Source organism: Sphingomonas fucosidasi, from assembly GCF_036663855.1.
GTDB classification, from domain to species: Bacteria; Pseudomonadota; Alphaproteobacteria; order Sphingomonadales; family Sphingomonadaceae; genus Sphingomonas; species Sphingomonas faeni_B.
This window is the reverse complement of sequence record NZ_JAXOJR010000001.1, coordinates 232,671-248,836: the sequence shown is the minus strand read 5'-3', so window position 1 is coordinate 248,836 and position 16,166 is coordinate 232,671. Positions and strand designations below refer to the sequence as shown.

The following is a 16,166-nucleotide window of genomic DNA, read 5'->3' as shown; positions in this document are numbered from 1 at the left end:
ATTCCTGTCTTAGAGTTCGAGCCAGCGGCGCAACGCGTCGTCGACCCGGGTCATGGTTGTGATGGGTATCGTACCGATGATTTTGACGATCGCATTGCGATCGAGCGTATCGAGTTTGTCGACCTGGATTTCGGTGTCGCGAGCGAGGCCGGTCTCTGGCGATGCCTCGAGCGACACGCGGAAGAGGTTTGTGCCGCTGATGACGCTCGTCAAAGGGCACAAGGATATCGTCGCGTGATCCGCGAACACGTCTGACTGGACGACGATAAAAGGTCGCGGCGTCCGGGAGGAGTCCCCCTTTCCGGTTCCGACTACGACCATGCCCCGCGTGAGTTTCATGCGGGGGATGCCGCGATCATCACGTCCCAGTCTTCGTCGATCGCGTGTCGATCCTGCGCGGCCGCCGCGAGCGACTGGCGCTTGGCCTCCGCCAGGAACGCCTCGTCATGCCGCTCGACATACCGACGCACGGCTTCGCGCGCGATATCGCTCTTGCTGCGCCCTTGGGTGCGCGCAACCGCCGCGAGTCGTTCTTCGAGTTCGCTATCGAGCCTGACGCCGAGCATCCGAGTCTCCGTTTAACATGTTAAACATAGCTCGGATGCCCGCGCCTTTCAACCGTGGAGCGCGGCGACCCCGGGGAGCGTCTTGCCTTCCATCCATTCCAGGAACGCGCCGCCTGCGGTCGAGACGAAGGTGAACGCATCCGCGACGCCGGCGTGATTGAGCGCCGCGACCGTATCGCCGCCGCCGGCGACCGAGACGAGCGAACCGCCCTCGGTCAATGCCGCTGCGGTCTTCGCGAGGGCGACGGTGGCCTTGTCGAACGGTACCGTCTCGAAAGCGCCGAGGGGCCCGTTCCAGACCAAAGTGCGGCAGTTCTTCAGCACGTCCCCGAGCGATTCGACCGCGGCCGGGCCGACGTCGAGGATCATCTCGTCGGCGGCGACTTCGTGGACGTTGACGGTGCGGGTGGCGGGGTTCGGCATGAACTCCTTGGCGACCACCACGTCGTACGGCAGGTGGACGGTGCAGTTGGCCCTGTCCGCAGCTTCCATGATCTGCTCGCAAACGCTCGCAAGCTCATGCTCGCAAAGGCTTTTGCCGACATCGACGCCGCGCGCCGCGAGGAACGTGTTGGCCATGCCGCCGCCGATGATCAAGTGATCCACCTTGGTGACCAGATGACGCAGCACGTCGAGCTTCGACGAAACCTTGGCGCCTCCGACGACCGCCGCGACTGGATGCTCGGGCTCGCCGAGCGCCTTCTGGAGGGCGTCGAGTTCGGCTTCCATAGCTCGGCCCGCATAGGCCGGGAGAACGTGGGCCAGCCCCTCGGTCGAGGCGTGTGCGCGGTGTGCGGCGGAGAAGGCATCGTTGACGTACAGGTCGCCCAGGCGAGCGAAACGCCGGACCACCGCCGGGTCGTTCTTCTCTTCACCGCCGAAGAAGCGCGTGTTCTCCAGCACCGCGATGTCGCCGGGTTCGAGCATTGCGACGGCGTCATCCGCGCCCTCCCAGTCGACGTAGCGAACTTCGCGGCCGAGCACGTCGCTGTACGGCTTCACGACCTGCGACAGGGAGAACTCCGGGCTCGGCACGCCCTTGGGGCGGCCGAAATGCGCGAGGACTAGGACGATCGCACCCTTGTCGGCAAGCTCGCCAACCGTCGCGACGGTGGCCCGCAGGCGGGTGTCGTCGGTGACATGACCCTCTGCCATCGGCACGTTGAGGTCTTCGCGGACGAGCACGCACTTGCCGTGGACATCACCCATATCGTCGAGCGTCTTGAATGGCTTGGTCATGGTTCTTCGATCCTGATCTCATCACCGACGGCGATACTGCCGCCCATCAAAACTCGGGTACACGCCCCGCCCCGCCAGTCAGGCGTCAGCGCGGCGAACAATCCTGGCGCCAGTGCCTCCATGCGTTCGCACGGATCGGTGTGACGCGTCACCTCCAGCACGACGTCGGCACCGATGCGGAGCCGTGTGCCGGGTATCTGGGGAAGGTCGAAGCCGTCGACGAGCAGGTTCGCGCGGCGTTCTTGCCAAGGGATGTCGGCGCCAACGTCGACCATCGCCGCATCCCAGTCGCTGCGTTCGAGCAACGTGACCTGCCTGCGGCCCTTGCCGCCGGGCTTCACCCGGCCGCGGAAATCACCGTCGAGGCCAGCCTCTACCGTGATCGCGACCTGATCGAGGACCTCCATCGCGCCCTTGCCGCGAGCATGGCGCGCGATGCCGGCTATGGTGCCCATCAGCGCCGCATCCCAATGCCCGTCACTACGGACGCACATGGGTTCCCCGCTCCCAAACCCGTCACCCCAGCGAAAGCTGGGGTATCCCTATTGGCGGGTGCTGCGACCCGAATGGGGAGATCCCAGCTTTCGCTGGGATGTCGGTTTGGTTCGGAGCAGAAGCTATAGAAGAGCAGCGTCCGTCTACCTTAGATGAACTTCGCCATCGCGGTCGCGGTATCGACCATCCTGTTCGAGAAGCCCCATTCGTTATCGTACCAGCTGACGACGCGGACCAGCTTGCCGTCGATCACCGCGGTCTCCAGGCTGTCGATCGTCGACGACGCCGGGGTGTGCTGGAGATCGATCGAGACGAGTGGCTCGTCCGACCAGTCGAGCACGCCGACCAGCGGGCCGCTCTCGGACGCCGCCTTCAGCACCGCATTCACCTCTTCACGCGTCGTATCGCGCGACGGGGTGAAGGTCAGGTCGATCAGCGACACGTCCGGCACCGGCACGCGGATCGCCGAGCCGTCGAGCTTGCCCTTGAGCTCCGGCAGCACCTCGGCAACCGCACGTGCGGCACCCGTGGTCGTCGGGATCATCGACATCGCCGCAGCGCGAGCGCGACGCAGGTCGGGGTGGATCTGGTCGAGGATCTTCTGGTCGTTGGTATAGGCGTGGATCGTCGTCATCAGGCCGCGCTCGATGCCGATCGCATCGTTCAGCACCTTGGCGACGGGCGCGAGGCAGTTGGTCGTGCACGACGCGTTCGAGACTATCGTGTGCTCGGCGGTCAGCTTGTCGTGGTTGACGCCGTAGACGACGGTCAGATCGACGTTCTTGCCAGGCGCCGAGATCAGCACCTTCTTCGCGCCCGCATCGAGATGCTTCTGGCAGCTCGCCTTGTCGGTGAAGAAGCCGGTGCATTCGAGGACGATGTCGACCCCCAGCTCGGCGTGCGGCAGGTTGGCCGGGTCACGCTCGGCGGTAACGCGGATGCGCTTGCCGTCGACGACCAGTTCGTTGCCCTCGGCCGAGACCTCGCCCGGATACTTGCCGTGGACGCTGTCGCGCTTGAACAGCCAGGCGTTCGACTTCGCATCGCCGAGATCGTTGATCGCGACGAGTTCGAGGACGCCGTTCGACTGTTCGAGTACTGCACGGGCGACGAGACGGCCGATGCGCCCGAAACCGTTGATCGCAACCTTGACCGTCATTGCCATATCTCCGCTAACGCCCGCGAGTCCGTTCCGGGCGCGCAGCCTTTGCGGGGCGGTGGGGCGCCCTGTCAACACCGTGGATCGCGGATCGGGGCGGCGAAAGCGGCTTGTCGCACACCCCGGCCATGCTATCTCGACGGCATGCCAGATACTCCAGACACGATATCCGATACGACGACCGATAAGAGGGCCGATACCGGGGCCAATACGATGGCCGATACGGGGGCCGCCGCGATACAGGACGGGGCGGCGGACACGGCGGCGGTCGACCGGATCGACGCCGCGATCGCGCGGATCGAAGCCGCGATCACCGCCCGCGCCCGCAGCAGCGATTCCCTCGCCAAACGTCACGCCGCGCTGAAAGCACGGATGGCCGAAGCCGTCGCAGCGCTCGACGACGTCATCACGCGCGGGAGCCCCAACTGATGGCACAGGTCATGCTCGATATCGGCGGCCGCCCGCACGCCGTCGCCTGCCGCGATGGCGAGGAATCGCGCGTCCGGTTGCTCGGTGCGATGCTCGCCGAGCGCTGGCCGATCGCGGACCGTGCCGCCGGCGGCCTCAGTGCCGAACGCGCGATGCTGTTCGTCGCGCTGATGCTCGCGGACGACCTCGACGAAGCCGCGCATCGCCCGCCCGAAGGCTCGGCGGTCAGCGAGATTGCGCTGACCCGGATCGCCGATCGTCTCGAAGGGCTCGCAGAAGCCCTTGAGCTAAGCCCCCTTGAGCAAAGCGGGCCGAACGCCTAGATTAGTCATGGCGGGTTCTGCCCGGTACGAGCCTTTATTATCCCTGAGGCTATTCATCATCCATAGGGGGCTGTCCCTGTTAGGATCCTGGTCCGAAGCATATGGTCACCACCTGACGTACCGTGCGTCAGTGGATAACCCGGCACACGGCCATGGTGGGCCCGCCACCCCACCCCCACCCCATTGCGAGGTTTCCTGCGCATGACCGGCAAGAGCGCGCTGAGAGCCTCGTTGCGCGCCGCCCGCGAAGCGCGCCCGCCCGTCGAAATTCCCGCGCCCTCCGCGTTTCTGGCGCGGTTGAAACCCGGACTGACGGTCGCATCCTATGTCCCGTTCGGCGGCGAGGCCGATCCATCGCCATTCGCCCGCGCTGCGGTCGAAGCCGGCTGCGTCATCGCCCTGCCCCATGTCGTCCGCCGGTCGCTGCCGATGCGCTTCCTGTCATGGGAAACCGAGGCGGCGCTGATCGCCGGACCGTTCGGACTGCACCAGCCCGCCGAGGACGCGGCAGAGTTGGAACCCGACATCATCCTGACGCCGCTCGTCGGCTTCGATCGCGGCGGCAACCGAATCGGCCAGGGCGCCGGCTATTACGACCGCGCCTTCCTCGCGCACCCGAACGCCTGGCGCGTCGGCATTGCGCTGTCGGTGCAGCAGGTAGATAGCCTGACCCCAGACCCGTGGGACGTCCCGCTCCACGCCATCGCCACCGAACTCGAATGGATCACGCCATGACGCCAACCTGGCGCAAACCCGTCGGCATGCTCGGCATCCTGCTCCTGATCCTGGTGTGGTGCGTGGCGATCGTCAGCCTGTCGACCATCGTCGGCAGCTGGCACTGGCTGGGGCAGTTGGTGTTCTATCTGTTCACCGGCCTGATCTGGATCGCACCGCTGAAGCCTGTGCTGCGCTGGATGGAAATCGGGCGGTAACGCCTGCCCCGTCTTACGTCTCTTTGGGCCTACGCGCTCCGTTCGCCGCCCCCTGCCGTTCGTCCTGAGTAGCCATCGAGTAGTCGCGCAGCGGCGTATCGAGAGGGCGTATCGAAGGACAGGTTGGCGCACGGAACACATGCTTCGATACGAGCCCTCGATACGCTTCAAACGAAGCTACTCGGTCTCTACTCAGCACGAACGGAATGAGGTTAACGGTTCCGGACTATCTACGGAACAGAATGCTCGCAGCACTCGATAATTCGTGAAGGGTCTCGGCCACCGCATAGGGTGGCGCGAGTGACGGGACTCGAACCCGCGACCTCCGGCGTGACAGGCCGGCGCTCTAACCAACTGAGCTACACCCGCATTCCCAATGACGAACCCTAGCGCCCCGAGGGACACAGCGGAAGGCTCGTCAAAACCTTGACACTATCTCGAACCATCTACCCCGCCGGGGCAAACGATGGCGCGAGTGACGGGACTCGAACCCGCGACCTCCGGCGTGACAGGCCGGCGCTCTAACCAACTGAGCTACACCCGCTGAAACAGCGTGGAGGCGGCAACTAGGCGAGGGTTCGGATACCGTCAACCCAAATTATCCGCCAGTTTCACGTTGTGCCTCGGGCGGATCGCCGCGACGGCGATTTCGACCCGCCTTGGGCTGCACCAAGGTGCCGTGCTCGAACAGGAAACCAGCGATATCGGGCTTGCCAGCGGCCTTCACGACCGTCTGGATGATGATCAGCAGCGGCACCGCCAGCAATGCGCCAGACGTGCCCCACACCCACCCCCAGAAGCTCAGCGAGATCAGGATCAGCAACGGGCTGATCGTCAGCCGGTGGCCGACGACGAACGGCGTGATCGCGTTCGCCTCGACCAGATGCAGCCCGTACATCAGCGCTGGCGGCAACATCGCCATCCAGATGTCCGAGAACGTCATTAGCCCTCCCAGCGCGAGCAGGAATGCGCCGATCACCGGCCCGAAATACGGGATGTAATTAAGCAGCGCGACGATCCCGCCCCACATCGCCGGATACGGCATGCCGATGAACCACAGCGCCACCCCGGTGACGATCCCCAGCACGATGTTGATCAGCGTGATCGTGCCGAGATACGCCGACACGTCGTCGACGATGTCCTGAATTACGCGGGCCGTCGCCATCGCGCCATCGAAGCTGGTCCGGCCGGTGATCGTCTGCCGCCGCATCCGCGTCCAGCCGGACAGGAAGAAGAACACGATCAGCACCCCGAACAGGAACTGCACGATCACGGCCGGCGCCGAGGTCGCGGCGAGTTCGAGGATTGAACCCGGCGCGGCGACGCCTGCGGTCGCCGGCTGCTTGATCGGTGTCGACGCGACCTGCCGCAGCGTCTTGTTCACGTATTTCTCGAGGCTCGAATAGAGATCGAGCAGCGGCGCGAGATTGCTCTGGATTCGATCAAGCCGGGTCGGCAGCAATCGGAAGAAATCGGTCGCCGGCACGAGGATCGCGGCGATCGCGATGTTCGCGGCGATCAGGAACACGAGGATGCACAGGATCGCGGCGAGCGGCGACGGCACATGGCGCCGCTCGAGCCACTCCAGCACCGGCACGAGCGCGACGGAAATGACAAGCGCGATCGTGAGCGGCAGGAAGAACTCGGCGCCGGATTTCAGCGCGAACGGGATGGCGAGGATCAGCCCGACCCCGGCGGTCAGCGTCAGCGCCGCGAGCAACCGGTCGCGACGCTGCGCGATCCGCATCGCATCCTCGACTCCGACCGCAATCGGCAACCCGAACGCACTCTCGGCCGGCGGACCTTCCGCAACGGTGCCGCCCTCGCCCTGTGGCTGGTGCGGTTCCTGGCGAAGTCCCTCGCCCGTCATGGCGTCCGTCATGGCAATTCCTTTGCCACCCCCATCCCGTAATCGCGGCCGGCATTCAAGCGGCGCGCGGTGCCAGCGCGATGGAATTCCTCGAAAAGACCGCGTTATGTCCGATCATGCCTTGATCCCGAGCCCCCCCCGCTCTTCGTCATCCTGACGAAAGTCAGGACCCAGAGCCAAAAATCGCTGCCCTCCGTTACCCTGGGTCCTGACTTTCGTCCGGATGACGGCGCGGTATCCGGTATGCCCTCCTACGCCGTCACCCCCACTCGATCCTCGAACAACACCTGAAGATCCTTCTTCAAAATCTTCCCGTTCGCATTCCGCGGCAACGTCTCGTGCACGAAGCGCACTGTCACCGGCGTCTTGAATGCCGCCAGATGCTGCCGGACCCAGCCCTGCAACTCAGCCTCGGTCGTCACCGCCCCCGGCGCGAGGTGCACCACTGCCGCCGGCTCTTCGCCGAGGATCCGGTGCGGGATGCCGATCAGCGCCGCGTCGGTTACTGCTGGGTGCGCGTAGAGGACGTTCTCGACCTCGCTGGAGTAGATGTTCTCGCCGCCGCGGATGATCATGTCCTTGGCGCGGTCGACGATGTAGCAGAACCCCTCCTCGTCGAGCCGTGCGAGGTCGCCTGTCCGCACCCAGCCATCGACGAAGGCCGATGCGGTCGCGTCCGGCTTGTTCCAATATCCCTTCACGATCATCGGCCCGCGCGCCCAGAGTTCGCCGACTTCCCCAAGAGGCATCTCGGTCACGCCGTCGTCCGCCATGATCTTCAGGTGGGCGGCGGCGACCGGCGGCCCCGCGCTGGTCGGGCGGTTGAGATAATCCTCGGCCCCGTGATGCGTAACGGTCGCCATCGTCTCGGTCATGCCCCAGCCATTGCCGGGCATCGCACCGAACTCGGCATGGATGCGCTTCACCAGCTCGGGCGCGGCGGGCGCGCCGCCATAGGCGATCGATTCGAGCGACGAGAGGTCGTATTTCGCGCGGTCGGGATGCTCCAGCAGCTGCCATGCGATCGTCGGCACGCCGCCGGTGACATTGACCTTCTCGCGCTCGATGATCTCCATCGCCCGGATCGTGTCCCATTTCCGCATGAAGATCATCGTGCTGCCGGTCGCGATCACGCCCATCATGCCCGCCGAGCACGCCGTGACGTGGAACAGCGGGATCACCGTCAGCGTCACCCGCGGCGTCGGCTCGGGTGGCGCCTCGCCGCGGCGCAGGAACGACCGCGCCGACGAATAGCCGCCCGACAGGATGTTCGACATCATGTTGCGGTGCGTGCCGAGCGCCCCCTTCGGCGCGCCGGTGGTGCCACTGGTGTAGAAGATCGTGGCATCGTCGTCGGGCGCGATCGTCGCCTCTGGCAGGCCAACGTCAGGCAACGCAGCCCAATCGTGCGGCGTCCCGATCACATCCTCCAGCCGCGTAACGATCCCCGTCAGCGGTTCCGTGGCGCGCGCTACGAACACGTGCTCCAGCCCCGGCAAAGTCGCATACGCCGCCTCCAGCCGGTGATGCCGCTCGTCGTCGGTGATCAGCACGCGCGCACCCGAATCGGCGAGGCCGTATTCCATCTCCGCGCCGGTCCACCACGCGTTCAGCGGCACCATGATCGCGCCGATGCTCGCGCCCGCAAAGAACGCGACCGGCCATTCAGGAAGGTTCCGCATCGCCAGCGCTACGCGGTCGCCGGGACCGATCCCCATCTCGCGCAACCGGTGCGCCAGCACCGCGATCGCGCGGAAGTTCGCCTCGTAGGTGACGCGCTCGTCCTCATACGCCGTGAACACACGGTCGCCATGCGCGCGCGCCGCCTCCGCCAGCCAACGCAACGACGGGGGCGCGTTCTTCCAGATGCGCGTCTCGATGCCGTCGATCGTCAGCGTCTCCATCTCGAACTTCGCGCCGGGCGCGGTCAGCATTCGCTCGGCGTCGGCGAGCGACATCGCCGGCCAGGAGGGATCGAGTGCGATGATCGGTTCGCTTGCCAAGACCGGTTGACTCCAGAGTTGAATTTCGGGTTTGGCTTATCGCCTGTTCGAAGACAGGTTATAGTTGATTCCTGCCGCACTCAAGGCAATAGAGGCAACAAGTTCGAACTAGGGGTATGGAGCGGGTGATGGCGGGAACGGTCGAATCATGAAAATCGCCAAGCCCGCGGCGCATGGCTTCGATGCAAGCCGGTTGGCGGCGATCGATACGCTGCTCCAGACACGCTACGTCGATTCGGGCAAGCTGCCGAACGCGCAACTGTTGATCGCGCGCGACGGCGAGATCGTCCACTTCTCGAACGCGGGCGCCGCGCGTGAGGGCGGCAAAGCGATCGACGAGGGATCGCTGTTCCGGATCGCATCGATGACCAAGCCGATCACCTCGGTCGCGTTCATGATGCTGGTCGAACAGGGACTCGTCGCGGTCGATACGCCGGTCCATCACGTGCTGCCCGACTTCAAGGATATCGCGGTTTACAATGGCGGCGGCGGCGGCGTGCCGTTCGTGACCAAGCCGACCGCCGAGCCGATGCGGATGGTCGACCTGCTGCGGCATACGTCGGGGCTGACCTACAGCTTCCAGAATCGCTCGAACGTCGATGCGGCGTATCGCGAGGGCAGACTCGAGAGCTGGCATGGTGGCCATGACCTCGACGGGTTCATCGGCGCGCTGGCGAAGATCCCGCTCGAATTCTCGCCCGGCACCGCGTGGAATTACTCGGTCGCGACGGATGTGCTCGGCGCGGTCGTACAGCGTGTGTCGGGCCTGCCGCTCGACCAGTTCTTCAAGGAACGCATCTTCGCACCGCTGAAGATGAAGGACACGTTCTTCCAGGTCCCCAAGGGCAAGCTCGACCGCCTCACCGATTGCTACACACTGCTGCCGGGCAAGGGCCGCATAATGTACGATCGCGGCGCCGAGAGCGCCTGGAGCCGCGCGCCGAAGCTTCTGTCCGGCGGCGGCGGGCTCGTCTCGACCGCGCTCGATTACCACCGGTTCAACACCATGCTGCTCAATGGCGGCGAACTCGACGGCACGCGCATCCTCGGGCGAAAGACGCTCGACCTGATGACGCAGAACCACTTGCCCGGAAAATCCGATCTCGCGACGATGTCGAAGTCGCTGTTCAGCGAGGCCTCGAACGCCGGCACCGGCTTCGGCCTCGGCTTCGCGATCACCGATGACGTCGCCAAGACGATGGTGCCGGGGTCGAAGGGCGAATTCTACTGGGGCGGGATGTTCTCGACCGCGTTCTTCATCGACCCCGTCGAGCGCGTCTCGATGGTCTTCATGACGCAGCTTTCGCCAAGCAGTGTCTATCCCATCCGCCGCGAGCTGAAGACGATGATCTACGCCGCGATGACCTGATTCACGCATACAAACCTACCCCGTCACCCCAGCGAACGCTGGGGTCTCCCGATTATGAGGAGATACCAGCTTCCGCTGGCATGACGTTCAAATCACAGGAGACTCTATGACTTCGCCGATCCGCACAGAACGCCATGACGACGTCCTCGTCATCATCTCGAACAATCCGCCCGTCAACGCGCTCGGTGCAGCGGTCCGCCAGGGCCTCGAAGCCGCGATCAAGGAAGGCGTCAAGGACGACAGCATCACCGCGATGGTGATCCGCTGCGATGGCCGCACCTTCTTCGCGGGCGCCGACATCACCGAGTTCGGCAAGGAAATGGTCGAGCCCGGCCTTCCTACCGTCGTCGACATGATCGAGGCATCCTCGAAGCCCGTCGTCGCCGCGATCCACGGCACCGCGCTCGGCGGCGGCTGCGAGGTCACGCTCGGCTGCCATTACCGCGTCGCCGTTCCGTCGGCGAAGATCGGCACGCCCGAAGTGAAGCTCGGCCTGCTCCCCGGCGCCGGCGGCACGCAGCGTATCCCGCGCATCGCCGGCGTGAAGCTCGCGCTGGAGATGACCGCGAAGGGCGATCCGATCTCGGCCAAGAAGGCGCTCGACGCCAGCCTGATCGACAAGATCGTCGGTGAGGACTCGCTTGAAGCCGATGCCATCGCGTTCGCCCGCGAGATCGCGACCAAGCGCCCCCTGCCCCGCGCGTCCGAGAAGACCGCGCACGCCGATCCCGACGCGGTCGCCGCGTTCAAGAAGGAGAATGCGCGCCGTTTCCGTAACTTCGACGCGCCTGCTGCGAATATCGCCTGCGTCGAGAAGGCCGCCGACGGCTCCAGCTTCGAGGAGGGCATCGCCTTCGAACGCCAGGAATTCATGAAGCTGATGACGGGCGTGCAGTCCGCCGCACAACGCCACATCTTCTTCGCCGAACGCCAGGCCGCCAAGATCGACGACGTTCCCGCCGACACCAAGCTGCGTGAGATCAAGCGCGTTGGCGTGATCGGCGCGGGTACGATGGGCGGCGGCATCTCGATGAACTTCCTGTCCGCGGGCATCCCGGTCACGATCGTCGAAATGCAGCAGGAGGCGCTCGACCGCGGCACCGGCGTCGTGCGGAAGAATTACGAGGCGACCGCGGCCAAGGGCCGGATCAAGCCCGATCAGGTCGAACAGGCGATGGGCGCGCTGAAGCCGACGCTCGACTTCGCCGATCTCGCCGAGTGCGACCTGATCATCGAGGCAGTGTACGAGACGATGGAGGTGAAGAAGGAGATCTTCACCAAGCTCGACGCGATCGCCAAGCCGGGCGCGATCCTCGCGTCGAACACCTCGTATTTGAACATCGACGAGATCGCCGCGTGCACGAAGCGGCCCGAGGACGTCGTCGGCATGCACTTCTTCTCGCCGGCCAACGTGATGAAATTGCTGGAGGTGGTGCGCGGCGACAAGACCGCGGACGACGTGCTCGCGACGGTCATGGCGCTCGCCAAGAAGATCAAGAAGGTCGCCGTGGTCGCGGGCGTCACCTACGGCTTCATCGGCAACCGCATGCTGATGCCGCGGCAGGTCGAGGCGACCAAGTTGCTGCTCGAAGGCGCGAGCCCCGAGCAGATCGACAAGGTCCATGTCGCGTTCGGGATGCCGATGGGGCCATTCCAGATGAGCGATCTGGCGGGCGTCGACATCGGCTGGCACCGCGACCCCACCCGCATCGAGAACATCCGCGATGCGCTGGCGGCGGAGAACCGCTGGGGCCAGAAGACCAAGGCGGGCTTCTACGACTATGACGAGAAGCGCACGCCCTCGAACTCGCCGCGCGTTGCCGAGATCATCGACGATTTCCGCAAGAAGTCTGGCGTGACGCCACGCGAGATCAGCGACGAGGAGATCGTCGTGCGGACGCTCTACACGATGGTTAACGAAGGCGCGCTGATCCTCGAAGAGGGCAAGGCGCAGCGCGCGTCGGACGTCGATGTGGTGTGGATCTATGGGTACGGCTGGCCGGTGTACCGCGGCGGACCGATGTTCTGGGCGCAGTCCGAGGGGTTGCCGAAGGTCGTCGCGGGGCTCGAGAAATACGGCTTCACCGTTGCCAAGTCGTTGAAGGATGCGGCCGCAACCGGCGGTAAGATTAAGTAACTTCTCCTGCCCGCCCATCCCAAGCCCCGTCATCCCAGCGAAAGCTGGGATCTCCCATTCGGGTCGCAGCGACTGCCAAGGGGGATACCCCAGCTTTCGCTGGGGTGACGGGAGACGAGGGAACGGACGAGATGATGACAGAGAACAGAGGACAGGATGCGCTCATGACCGACCTTGACAGCTTCCGTACCGAAACCCGCGCCTGGCTCGCGGAGAATTGCCCACCCGAGATGCGCAAGCCGGTGCGCTCGGAGGACGACGTCTGCTGGGGCGGGCGCCAGTTCAAACCGTCGTCGCCCGCGCAGAAGGAGTGGCTCGACAAGATGGCGGCCAAGGGCTGGACGGTTCCCGACTGGCCCAAGGCTTACGGCGGCGGCGGACTCTCGCCCGCCGAGACCAAGATCCTGCGCGAAGAGATGGCGGCAATAAAGGCGCGCAACCCGCTCAATTCGTTCGGCATCTCGATGCTCGGGCCGGCACTGCTGAAATACGGCACCGAGGAGCAGAAGCTCGATCACCTGACCAAGATCGCGCGCGGCGAAATCCGCTGGTGCCAGGGCTATTCCGAGCCGAATGCGGGCTCCGATCTCGCGGGGCTTGCGACGTCTGCGGAGGACAAGGGCGACCATTATCTCGTCAACGGGCAGAAGGTGTGGACCTCCTACGCCGATAAGGCGGACTGGATCTTCTGCCTCGTCCGCACCGACAAGACCTCGAAGCAGGGCGGGATCAGCTTCGTGCTGTTCGACATGGCCTCGCCGGGCGTGTCGACCAAGCCGATCCTGCTGATTAGCGGCAATTCGCCGTTCTGCGAGACGTTCTTCGACAATGTGAAGGTGCCCAAGGTCAACCGCGTCTACGAAGAGAATAAGGGCTGGGACGTCGCGAAATACCTGCTCGGGCACGAGCGCGAGATGATCTCGGGCATGGGTCTCGCATCGAGCGGCGGCAACCCGTTGATCGACGGCGCGATCGCGACCGTGGGCCTTGGGCATGACGGGCGGCTGGCGGATCCGTTGCTGCGCGCGTCGATCGCGCTATTCGAGGTGCGCGCGAAGGCGTTCGGGGCGATGTCCGAGCGGTTTATCGACGAGCTGAAAGCGGGCAAGGCGCATCCCGCGCAGCCGAGCATGATGAAATATTACGGGACCGAGCTGAACAAGGGTCGGTACGAATTGATGATGGCGGCGGGCGGGTCGGATGCGCTCGAATGGGACAGCGAGCGGTCGAGGGGCGGGGCGATCCCGCGGTCGTGGCTGCGGACCAAGGCGAACTCGATCGAGGGCGGGACGAGCGAGATCCAGCTCAACATCATCGCCAAGCGGATCCTGGAACTGCCGGCCTGACCGAGCCGATCCCCACCCGCCCCCACCACGTCACCCCAGCGAAAGCTGGGGTCTCCTCGTAATGAAGCGCCCCCTTGCCGCACGATACCCCAGCGCTCGCTGGGGTGACGGACTGCCTCCGGGGCGACGGAGTAACCCGAAATGCCATTGTATCTAGACGACGACCAGACCGTCCTTCAGGACACGATCCGCGACTTCGTCGCCGAGCATGCGCCGGTCAGTCACATGCGCGCGTTGCGAGACGCCGACGACAAGACCGGCTTCTCGCGCGACCTGTGGAAGCAGTTCGCGGAGATGGGCTTTACCGGCATCCTGATCGGCGAGGACCAGGGGGGGCTCGGGCTCGGCCATGTCGAGGCGGGTGTGGTGCTGGAGGAGATCGGGCGGAACCTGTCGCCCTCCCCGTTCCTGTCCACTGCGGTCGCGGCGGTCGAGGCGCTCAAGGGCACGGGGCAAGCAAAGCGCTGGTTCCCGGGCATCATCGCGGGCGAGACCGTCGCGGCGCTCGCGATCGACGAGGGCGCCAAGCACCGCGACACCGTCGCGATGAAGGCCGAACGCTCGGGCAACGGGTTCAAGCTGACCGGCGCCAAGCGGTTCGTCACGCATGGCCACACCGCCGACCTGATCATCGTCGCGGCGCGAACTGGCGGGTCGGACAACGACACGGACGGTATCACGCTCTTCGCCGTGCCGAAGGATGCCGCTGGGCTGACGGCAAGCGCCGAACGCCTCGCGGATTCGAGCTTGGCCGCGCGGCTGGAGTTCGAGGGCGTCGAGGTCGATGCGGACGCGGTGATCGGCGAGGTCGACGCCGGCCGCACGCCACTCGACCGCCTGTTGCGCGCAGGCCGGACCGGTGCGTCCGCGGAACTGCTCGGCGTCGGCGGCGGGGCGATGGACATGACGATCGGCTACATGAAGGAGCGCAAGCAGTTCGGGACGCTGATCGGTAGCTTCCAGGCGCTCCAGCACCGTGCCGCGCATCTGTATTCGGAGATGGAGGTCGCGCGCGCCGCCGTTCTCAAGGCGCAACAGCTGCTCGACCAGGGTAGCGATCGGGCGGACGAGGCGGTGTCGGTGGCCAAGGCGATGACCGCGCTGGCGACGACGCTCAGCGTGCAGGAGGGCATCCAAATGCATGGCGGGATCGGCATGACCGACGAATACGACATCGGCTTCTACATGAAGCGCGCGCGCGTGCTCGCCGAGATGTTCGGGGATGCGAACTTCCACGCGGACCGGCTGGCAGTAGCGGCGGGGTTTTGACCTTACCGTTCCCCGGCGGAGGCCGGGGTCCAGTTGGGGGGACCTTGCGGTGTGGCGCCGTGCTCCGTTACTGCGGCCTTCCCAACTGGGCCCCGGCCTCCGCCGGGGAACAAAGGTGAAGATTCCACATGACGACTGATATCGCCGATACCTCGCCCGAAGCACTCGCCCAAGGTCTCGTCGACTTGCTCGAAATCGAGGAGGTCGATACCGATCTCTACGTCGGCAAGCGCCAGCCCGGCGGCGTCGGCCGCGTGTTCGGCGGGCAGGTCATCGCGCAGGCGCTCCAGGCCGCGCAACGCTCGACCGAAGGCCCCAAGGCCGCGCACTCGCTGCACGCGTATTTCATGCGGCCGGGAAACGAGGACTATCCGATCGTCTACCGCGTCGTCCGCGATTTCGAGGGTCGCAGCTTCGCGACGCGGCGCGTGATCGCGATGCAGAAGGGCCAGCCGATCCTCAACATGGCGGCGTCGTTCCAGATGCCCGAGGAGGGCCTGCACCATCAGGACGTAATGCCCGATGTCCCCGCGCCCGAAACGCTCCGCTCCGATCGCGACCTGCGGCTCGAGAATATCGAGGGCATTCCCGAGAAATTCCGCGCGCACATGCTGCGGTGGCGGCCGATCGAGGTGCGCCCGGTCAACCCGCGCAGCTGGATCCATCCGGCCCCGCAGGAGCCCAACTACGCCAACTGGTTCCGCCTGGTCGCGCCGATCGGCGACGATCCGGCGATGCACCGTGCCATCCTGGCCTATGCGTCGGACATGGCGCTGCTCGGCACGGCCCTCCTGCCGCATGGCAAGAACTGGATCACGCCGGGGCTGCAGACCGCCAGCCTCGACCATTCGCTTTGGCTGCACGAGGATTTCCGCGCCGACGACTGGCTGCTCTACGCCTGTGACAGCCCGTGGTCGGGCCACGCCCGCGGATTCAACCGCGGCAAGATCTTCGCGCGCGACGGCCGCCTCGTGGCGAGCGTCGCGCAGGAAGGGCTGATCCGGATGCGCCAGTAAACCTGTGCGTCGT

The 16,166-nt window shown here is 65.5% G+C and carries 16 protein-coding genes and 2 tRNA genes; 9 read left to right on the top strand and 9 right to left on the bottom strand.

The window, feature by feature from the left end:
- Positions 1-9 precede the first annotated feature (9 nt).
- From U1737_RS01220 to gap, 5 genes are all read right to left on the bottom strand, one after another.
- The gene (locus tag U1737_RS01220) at positions 10-321 is read right to left on the bottom strand and encodes a type II toxin-antitoxin system PemK/MazF family toxin (protein WP_332795624.1); all 312 of its coding nucleotides are present in this window, start codon (positions 319-321) and stop codon (positions 10-12) included.
- Between the two features lie 14 nt (positions 322-335).
- Positions 336-566 carry a type II toxin-antitoxin system RelB family antitoxin gene (gene relB / locus U1737_RS01215; protein ID WP_187502342.1) on the bottom strand — a complete coding sequence of 77 codons (231 nt, stop codon included), beginning with the start codon at positions 564-566 and terminating at the stop codon, positions 336-338.
- Between the two features lie 48 nt (positions 567-614).
- Complete coding sequence (locus U1737_RS01210; RefSeq protein WP_332795285.1) at positions 615-1,805, bottom strand: phosphoglycerate kinase; 1,191 nt, start codon at positions 1,803-1,805, stop codon at positions 615-617.
- Positions 1,802-2,260 carry an MOSC domain-containing protein gene (locus U1737_RS01205; protein ID WP_443027073.1) on the bottom strand — a complete coding sequence of 153 codons (459 nt, stop codon included), beginning with the start codon at positions 2,258-2,260 and terminating at the stop codon, positions 1,802-1,804. Before U1737_RS01205 ends, U1737_RS01210 begins: the two co-directional genes overlap by 4 nt.
- A 188-nt stretch (positions 2,261-2,448) precedes the next feature.
- Positions 2,449-3,459, bottom strand: a complete 1,011-nt coding sequence (gap, locus tag U1737_RS01200; protein WP_332795283.1) for a type I glyceraldehyde-3-phosphate dehydrogenase — start codon at positions 3,457-3,459, stop codon at positions 2,449-2,451.
- A 213-nt stretch (positions 3,460-3,672) separates the two neighbouring features.
- Here gap and U1737_RS01195 point away from each other — a divergent pair, with 213 nt between their 5' ends.
- From U1737_RS01195 to U1737_RS01180, 4 genes are all read left to right on the top strand, one after another.
- Positions 3,673-3,888 carry a hypothetical protein gene (locus tag U1737_RS01195; RefSeq protein ID WP_332795282.1) on the top strand — a complete coding sequence of 72 codons (216 nt, stop codon included), beginning with the start codon at positions 3,673-3,675 and terminating at the stop codon, positions 3,886-3,888.
- The gene (locus U1737_RS01190; RefSeq protein WP_332795281.1) at positions 3,888-4,211 is read left to right on the top strand and encodes a cell division protein ZapA; all 324 of its coding nucleotides are present in this window, start codon (positions 3,888-3,890) and stop codon (positions 4,209-4,211) included. Before U1737_RS01195 ends, U1737_RS01190 begins: the two co-directional genes overlap by 1 nt.
- 201 nt (positions 4,212-4,412) lie before the next feature.
- On the top strand, positions 4,413-4,946 hold the full coding sequence (locus U1737_RS01185) for a 5-formyltetrahydrofolate cyclo-ligase (RefSeq protein ID WP_332795280.1): 534 nt from the start codon (positions 4,413-4,415) through the stop codon (positions 4,944-4,946).
- Positions 4,943-5,143 (top strand): DUF2842 domain-containing protein, encoded by a 201-nt coding sequence (locus U1737_RS01180; protein ID WP_248521035.1) that lies wholly within the window; start codon positions 4,943-4,945, stop codon positions 5,141-5,143. Before U1737_RS01185 ends, U1737_RS01180 begins: the two co-directional genes overlap by 4 nt.
- Before the next feature lie 292 nt (positions 5,144-5,435).
- On the opposite strand, the gene U1737_RS01175 is transcribed toward U1737_RS01180, so the two are convergent.
- The 4 genes from U1737_RS01175 to U1737_RS01160 form a co-directional block, all read right to left on the bottom strand.
- Positions 5,436-5,512, bottom strand: a tRNA-Asp gene (locus tag U1737_RS01175).
- 98 nt (positions 5,513-5,610) lie between these two features.
- Positions 5,611-5,687 (bottom strand) — tRNA-Asp (locus U1737_RS01170).
- 54 nt (positions 5,688-5,741) lie between these two features.
- Positions 5,742-6,890: an AI-2E family transporter gene (locus U1737_RS01165; protein WP_248521478.1), complete on the bottom strand. Its 1,149-nt coding sequence runs from the start codon at positions 6,888-6,890 to the stop codon at positions 5,742-5,744.
- 374 nt (positions 6,891-7,264) lie between these two features.
- Positions 7,265-8,971, bottom strand: a complete 1,707-nt coding sequence (locus U1737_RS01160) for a class I adenylate-forming enzyme family protein (protein ID WP_332795623.1) — start codon at positions 8,969-8,971, stop codon at positions 7,265-7,267.
- Positions 8,972-9,164: 193 nt separating this feature from the next.
- Here U1737_RS01160 and U1737_RS01155 point away from each other — a divergent pair, with 193 nt between their 5' ends.
- The 5 genes from U1737_RS01155 to U1737_RS01135 all read left to right on the top strand — a co-directional run bounded on the left by U1737_RS01155 (position 9,165) and on the right by U1737_RS01135 (position 16,153).
- Entirely contained in the window at positions 9,165-10,385 is a 1,221-nt protein-coding gene (locus tag U1737_RS01155) for a serine hydrolase domain-containing protein (RefSeq protein ID WP_332795279.1), read from the top strand.
- A 106-nt stretch (positions 10,386-10,491) separates the two neighbouring features.
- Positions 10,492-12,522, top strand: a complete 2,031-nt coding sequence (locus U1737_RS01150) for a 3-hydroxyacyl-CoA dehydrogenase NAD-binding domain-containing protein (protein ID WP_332795278.1) — start codon at positions 10,492-10,494, stop codon at positions 12,520-12,522.
- A 164-nt stretch (positions 12,523-12,686) separates the two neighbouring features.
- Positions 12,687-13,868 (top strand): acyl-CoA dehydrogenase family protein, encoded by a 1,182-nt coding sequence (locus tag U1737_RS01145; protein WP_332795277.1) that lies wholly within the window; start codon positions 12,687-12,689, stop codon positions 13,866-13,868.
- A gap of 141 nt (positions 13,869-14,009) precedes the next feature.
- Positions 14,010-15,137, top strand: coding sequence for an acyl-CoA dehydrogenase family protein (locus U1737_RS01140; protein ID WP_332795276.1), 1,128 nt, complete (start codon positions 14,010-14,012; stop codon positions 15,135-15,137).
- Between the two features lie 128 nt (positions 15,138-15,265).
- The gene (locus U1737_RS01135; RefSeq protein ID WP_332795275.1) at positions 15,266-16,153 is read left to right on the top strand and encodes an acyl-CoA thioesterase; all 888 of its coding nucleotides are present in this window, start codon (positions 15,266-15,268) and stop codon (positions 16,151-16,153) included.
- Positions 16,154-16,166 lie beyond the last annotated feature (13 nt).

Coding starts and splice junctions, on each gene's coding strand:
- U1737_RS01220 (WP_332795624.1), bottom strand. CDS start 321: ATGGTCGTAGTCGGAACCGGAAAGGGGGACTCCTCCCGGACGCCGCGA.
- relB (WP_187502342.1), bottom strand. CDS start 566: ATGCTCGGCGTCAGGCTCGATAGCGAACTCGAAGAACGACTCGCGGCG.
- U1737_RS01210 (WP_332795285.1), bottom strand. CDS start 1,805: ATGACCAAGCCATTCAAGACGCTCGACGATATGGGTGATGTCCACGGC.
- U1737_RS01205 (WP_443027073.1), bottom strand. CDS start 2,260: ATGGGCACCATAGCCGGCATCGCGCGCCATGCTCGCGGCAAGGGCGCG.
- gap (WP_332795283.1), bottom strand. CDS start 3,459: ATGACGGTCAAGGTTGCGATCAACGGTTTCGGGCGCATCGGCCGTCTC.
- U1737_RS01195 (WP_332795282.1), top strand. CDS start 3,673: ATGGCCGATACGGGGGCCGCCGCGATACAGGACGGGGCGGCGGACACG.
- U1737_RS01190 (WP_332795281.1), top strand. CDS start 3,888: ATGGCACAGGTCATGCTCGATATCGGCGGCCGCCCGCACGCCGTCGCC.
- U1737_RS01185 (WP_332795280.1), top strand. CDS start 4,413: ATGACCGGCAAGAGCGCGCTGAGAGCCTCGTTGCGCGCCGCCCGCGAA.
- U1737_RS01180 (WP_248521035.1), top strand. CDS start 4,943: ATGACGCCAACCTGGCGCAAACCCGTCGGCATGCTCGGCATCCTGCTC.
- U1737_RS01165 (WP_248521478.1), bottom strand. CDS start 6,890: ATGCGGATCGCGCAGCGTCGCGACCGGTTGCTCGCGGCGCTGACGCTG.
- U1737_RS01160 (WP_332795623.1), bottom strand. CDS start 8,971: ATGTCGCTCGCCGACGCCGAGCGAATGCTGACCGCGCCCGGCGCGAAG.
- U1737_RS01155 (WP_332795279.1), top strand. CDS start 9,165: ATGAAAATCGCCAAGCCCGCGGCGCATGGCTTCGATGCAAGCCGGTTG.
- U1737_RS01150 (WP_332795278.1), top strand. CDS start 10,492: ATGACTTCGCCGATCCGCACAGAACGCCATGACGACGTCCTCGTCATC.
- U1737_RS01145 (WP_332795277.1), top strand. CDS start 12,687: ATGACCGACCTTGACAGCTTCCGTACCGAAACCCGCGCCTGGCTCGCG.
- U1737_RS01140 (WP_332795276.1), top strand. CDS start 14,010: ATGCCATTGTATCTAGACGACGACCAGACCGTCCTTCAGGACACGATC.
- U1737_RS01135 (WP_332795275.1), top strand. CDS start 15,266: ATGACGACTGATATCGCCGATACCTCGCCCGAAGCACTCGCCCAAGGT.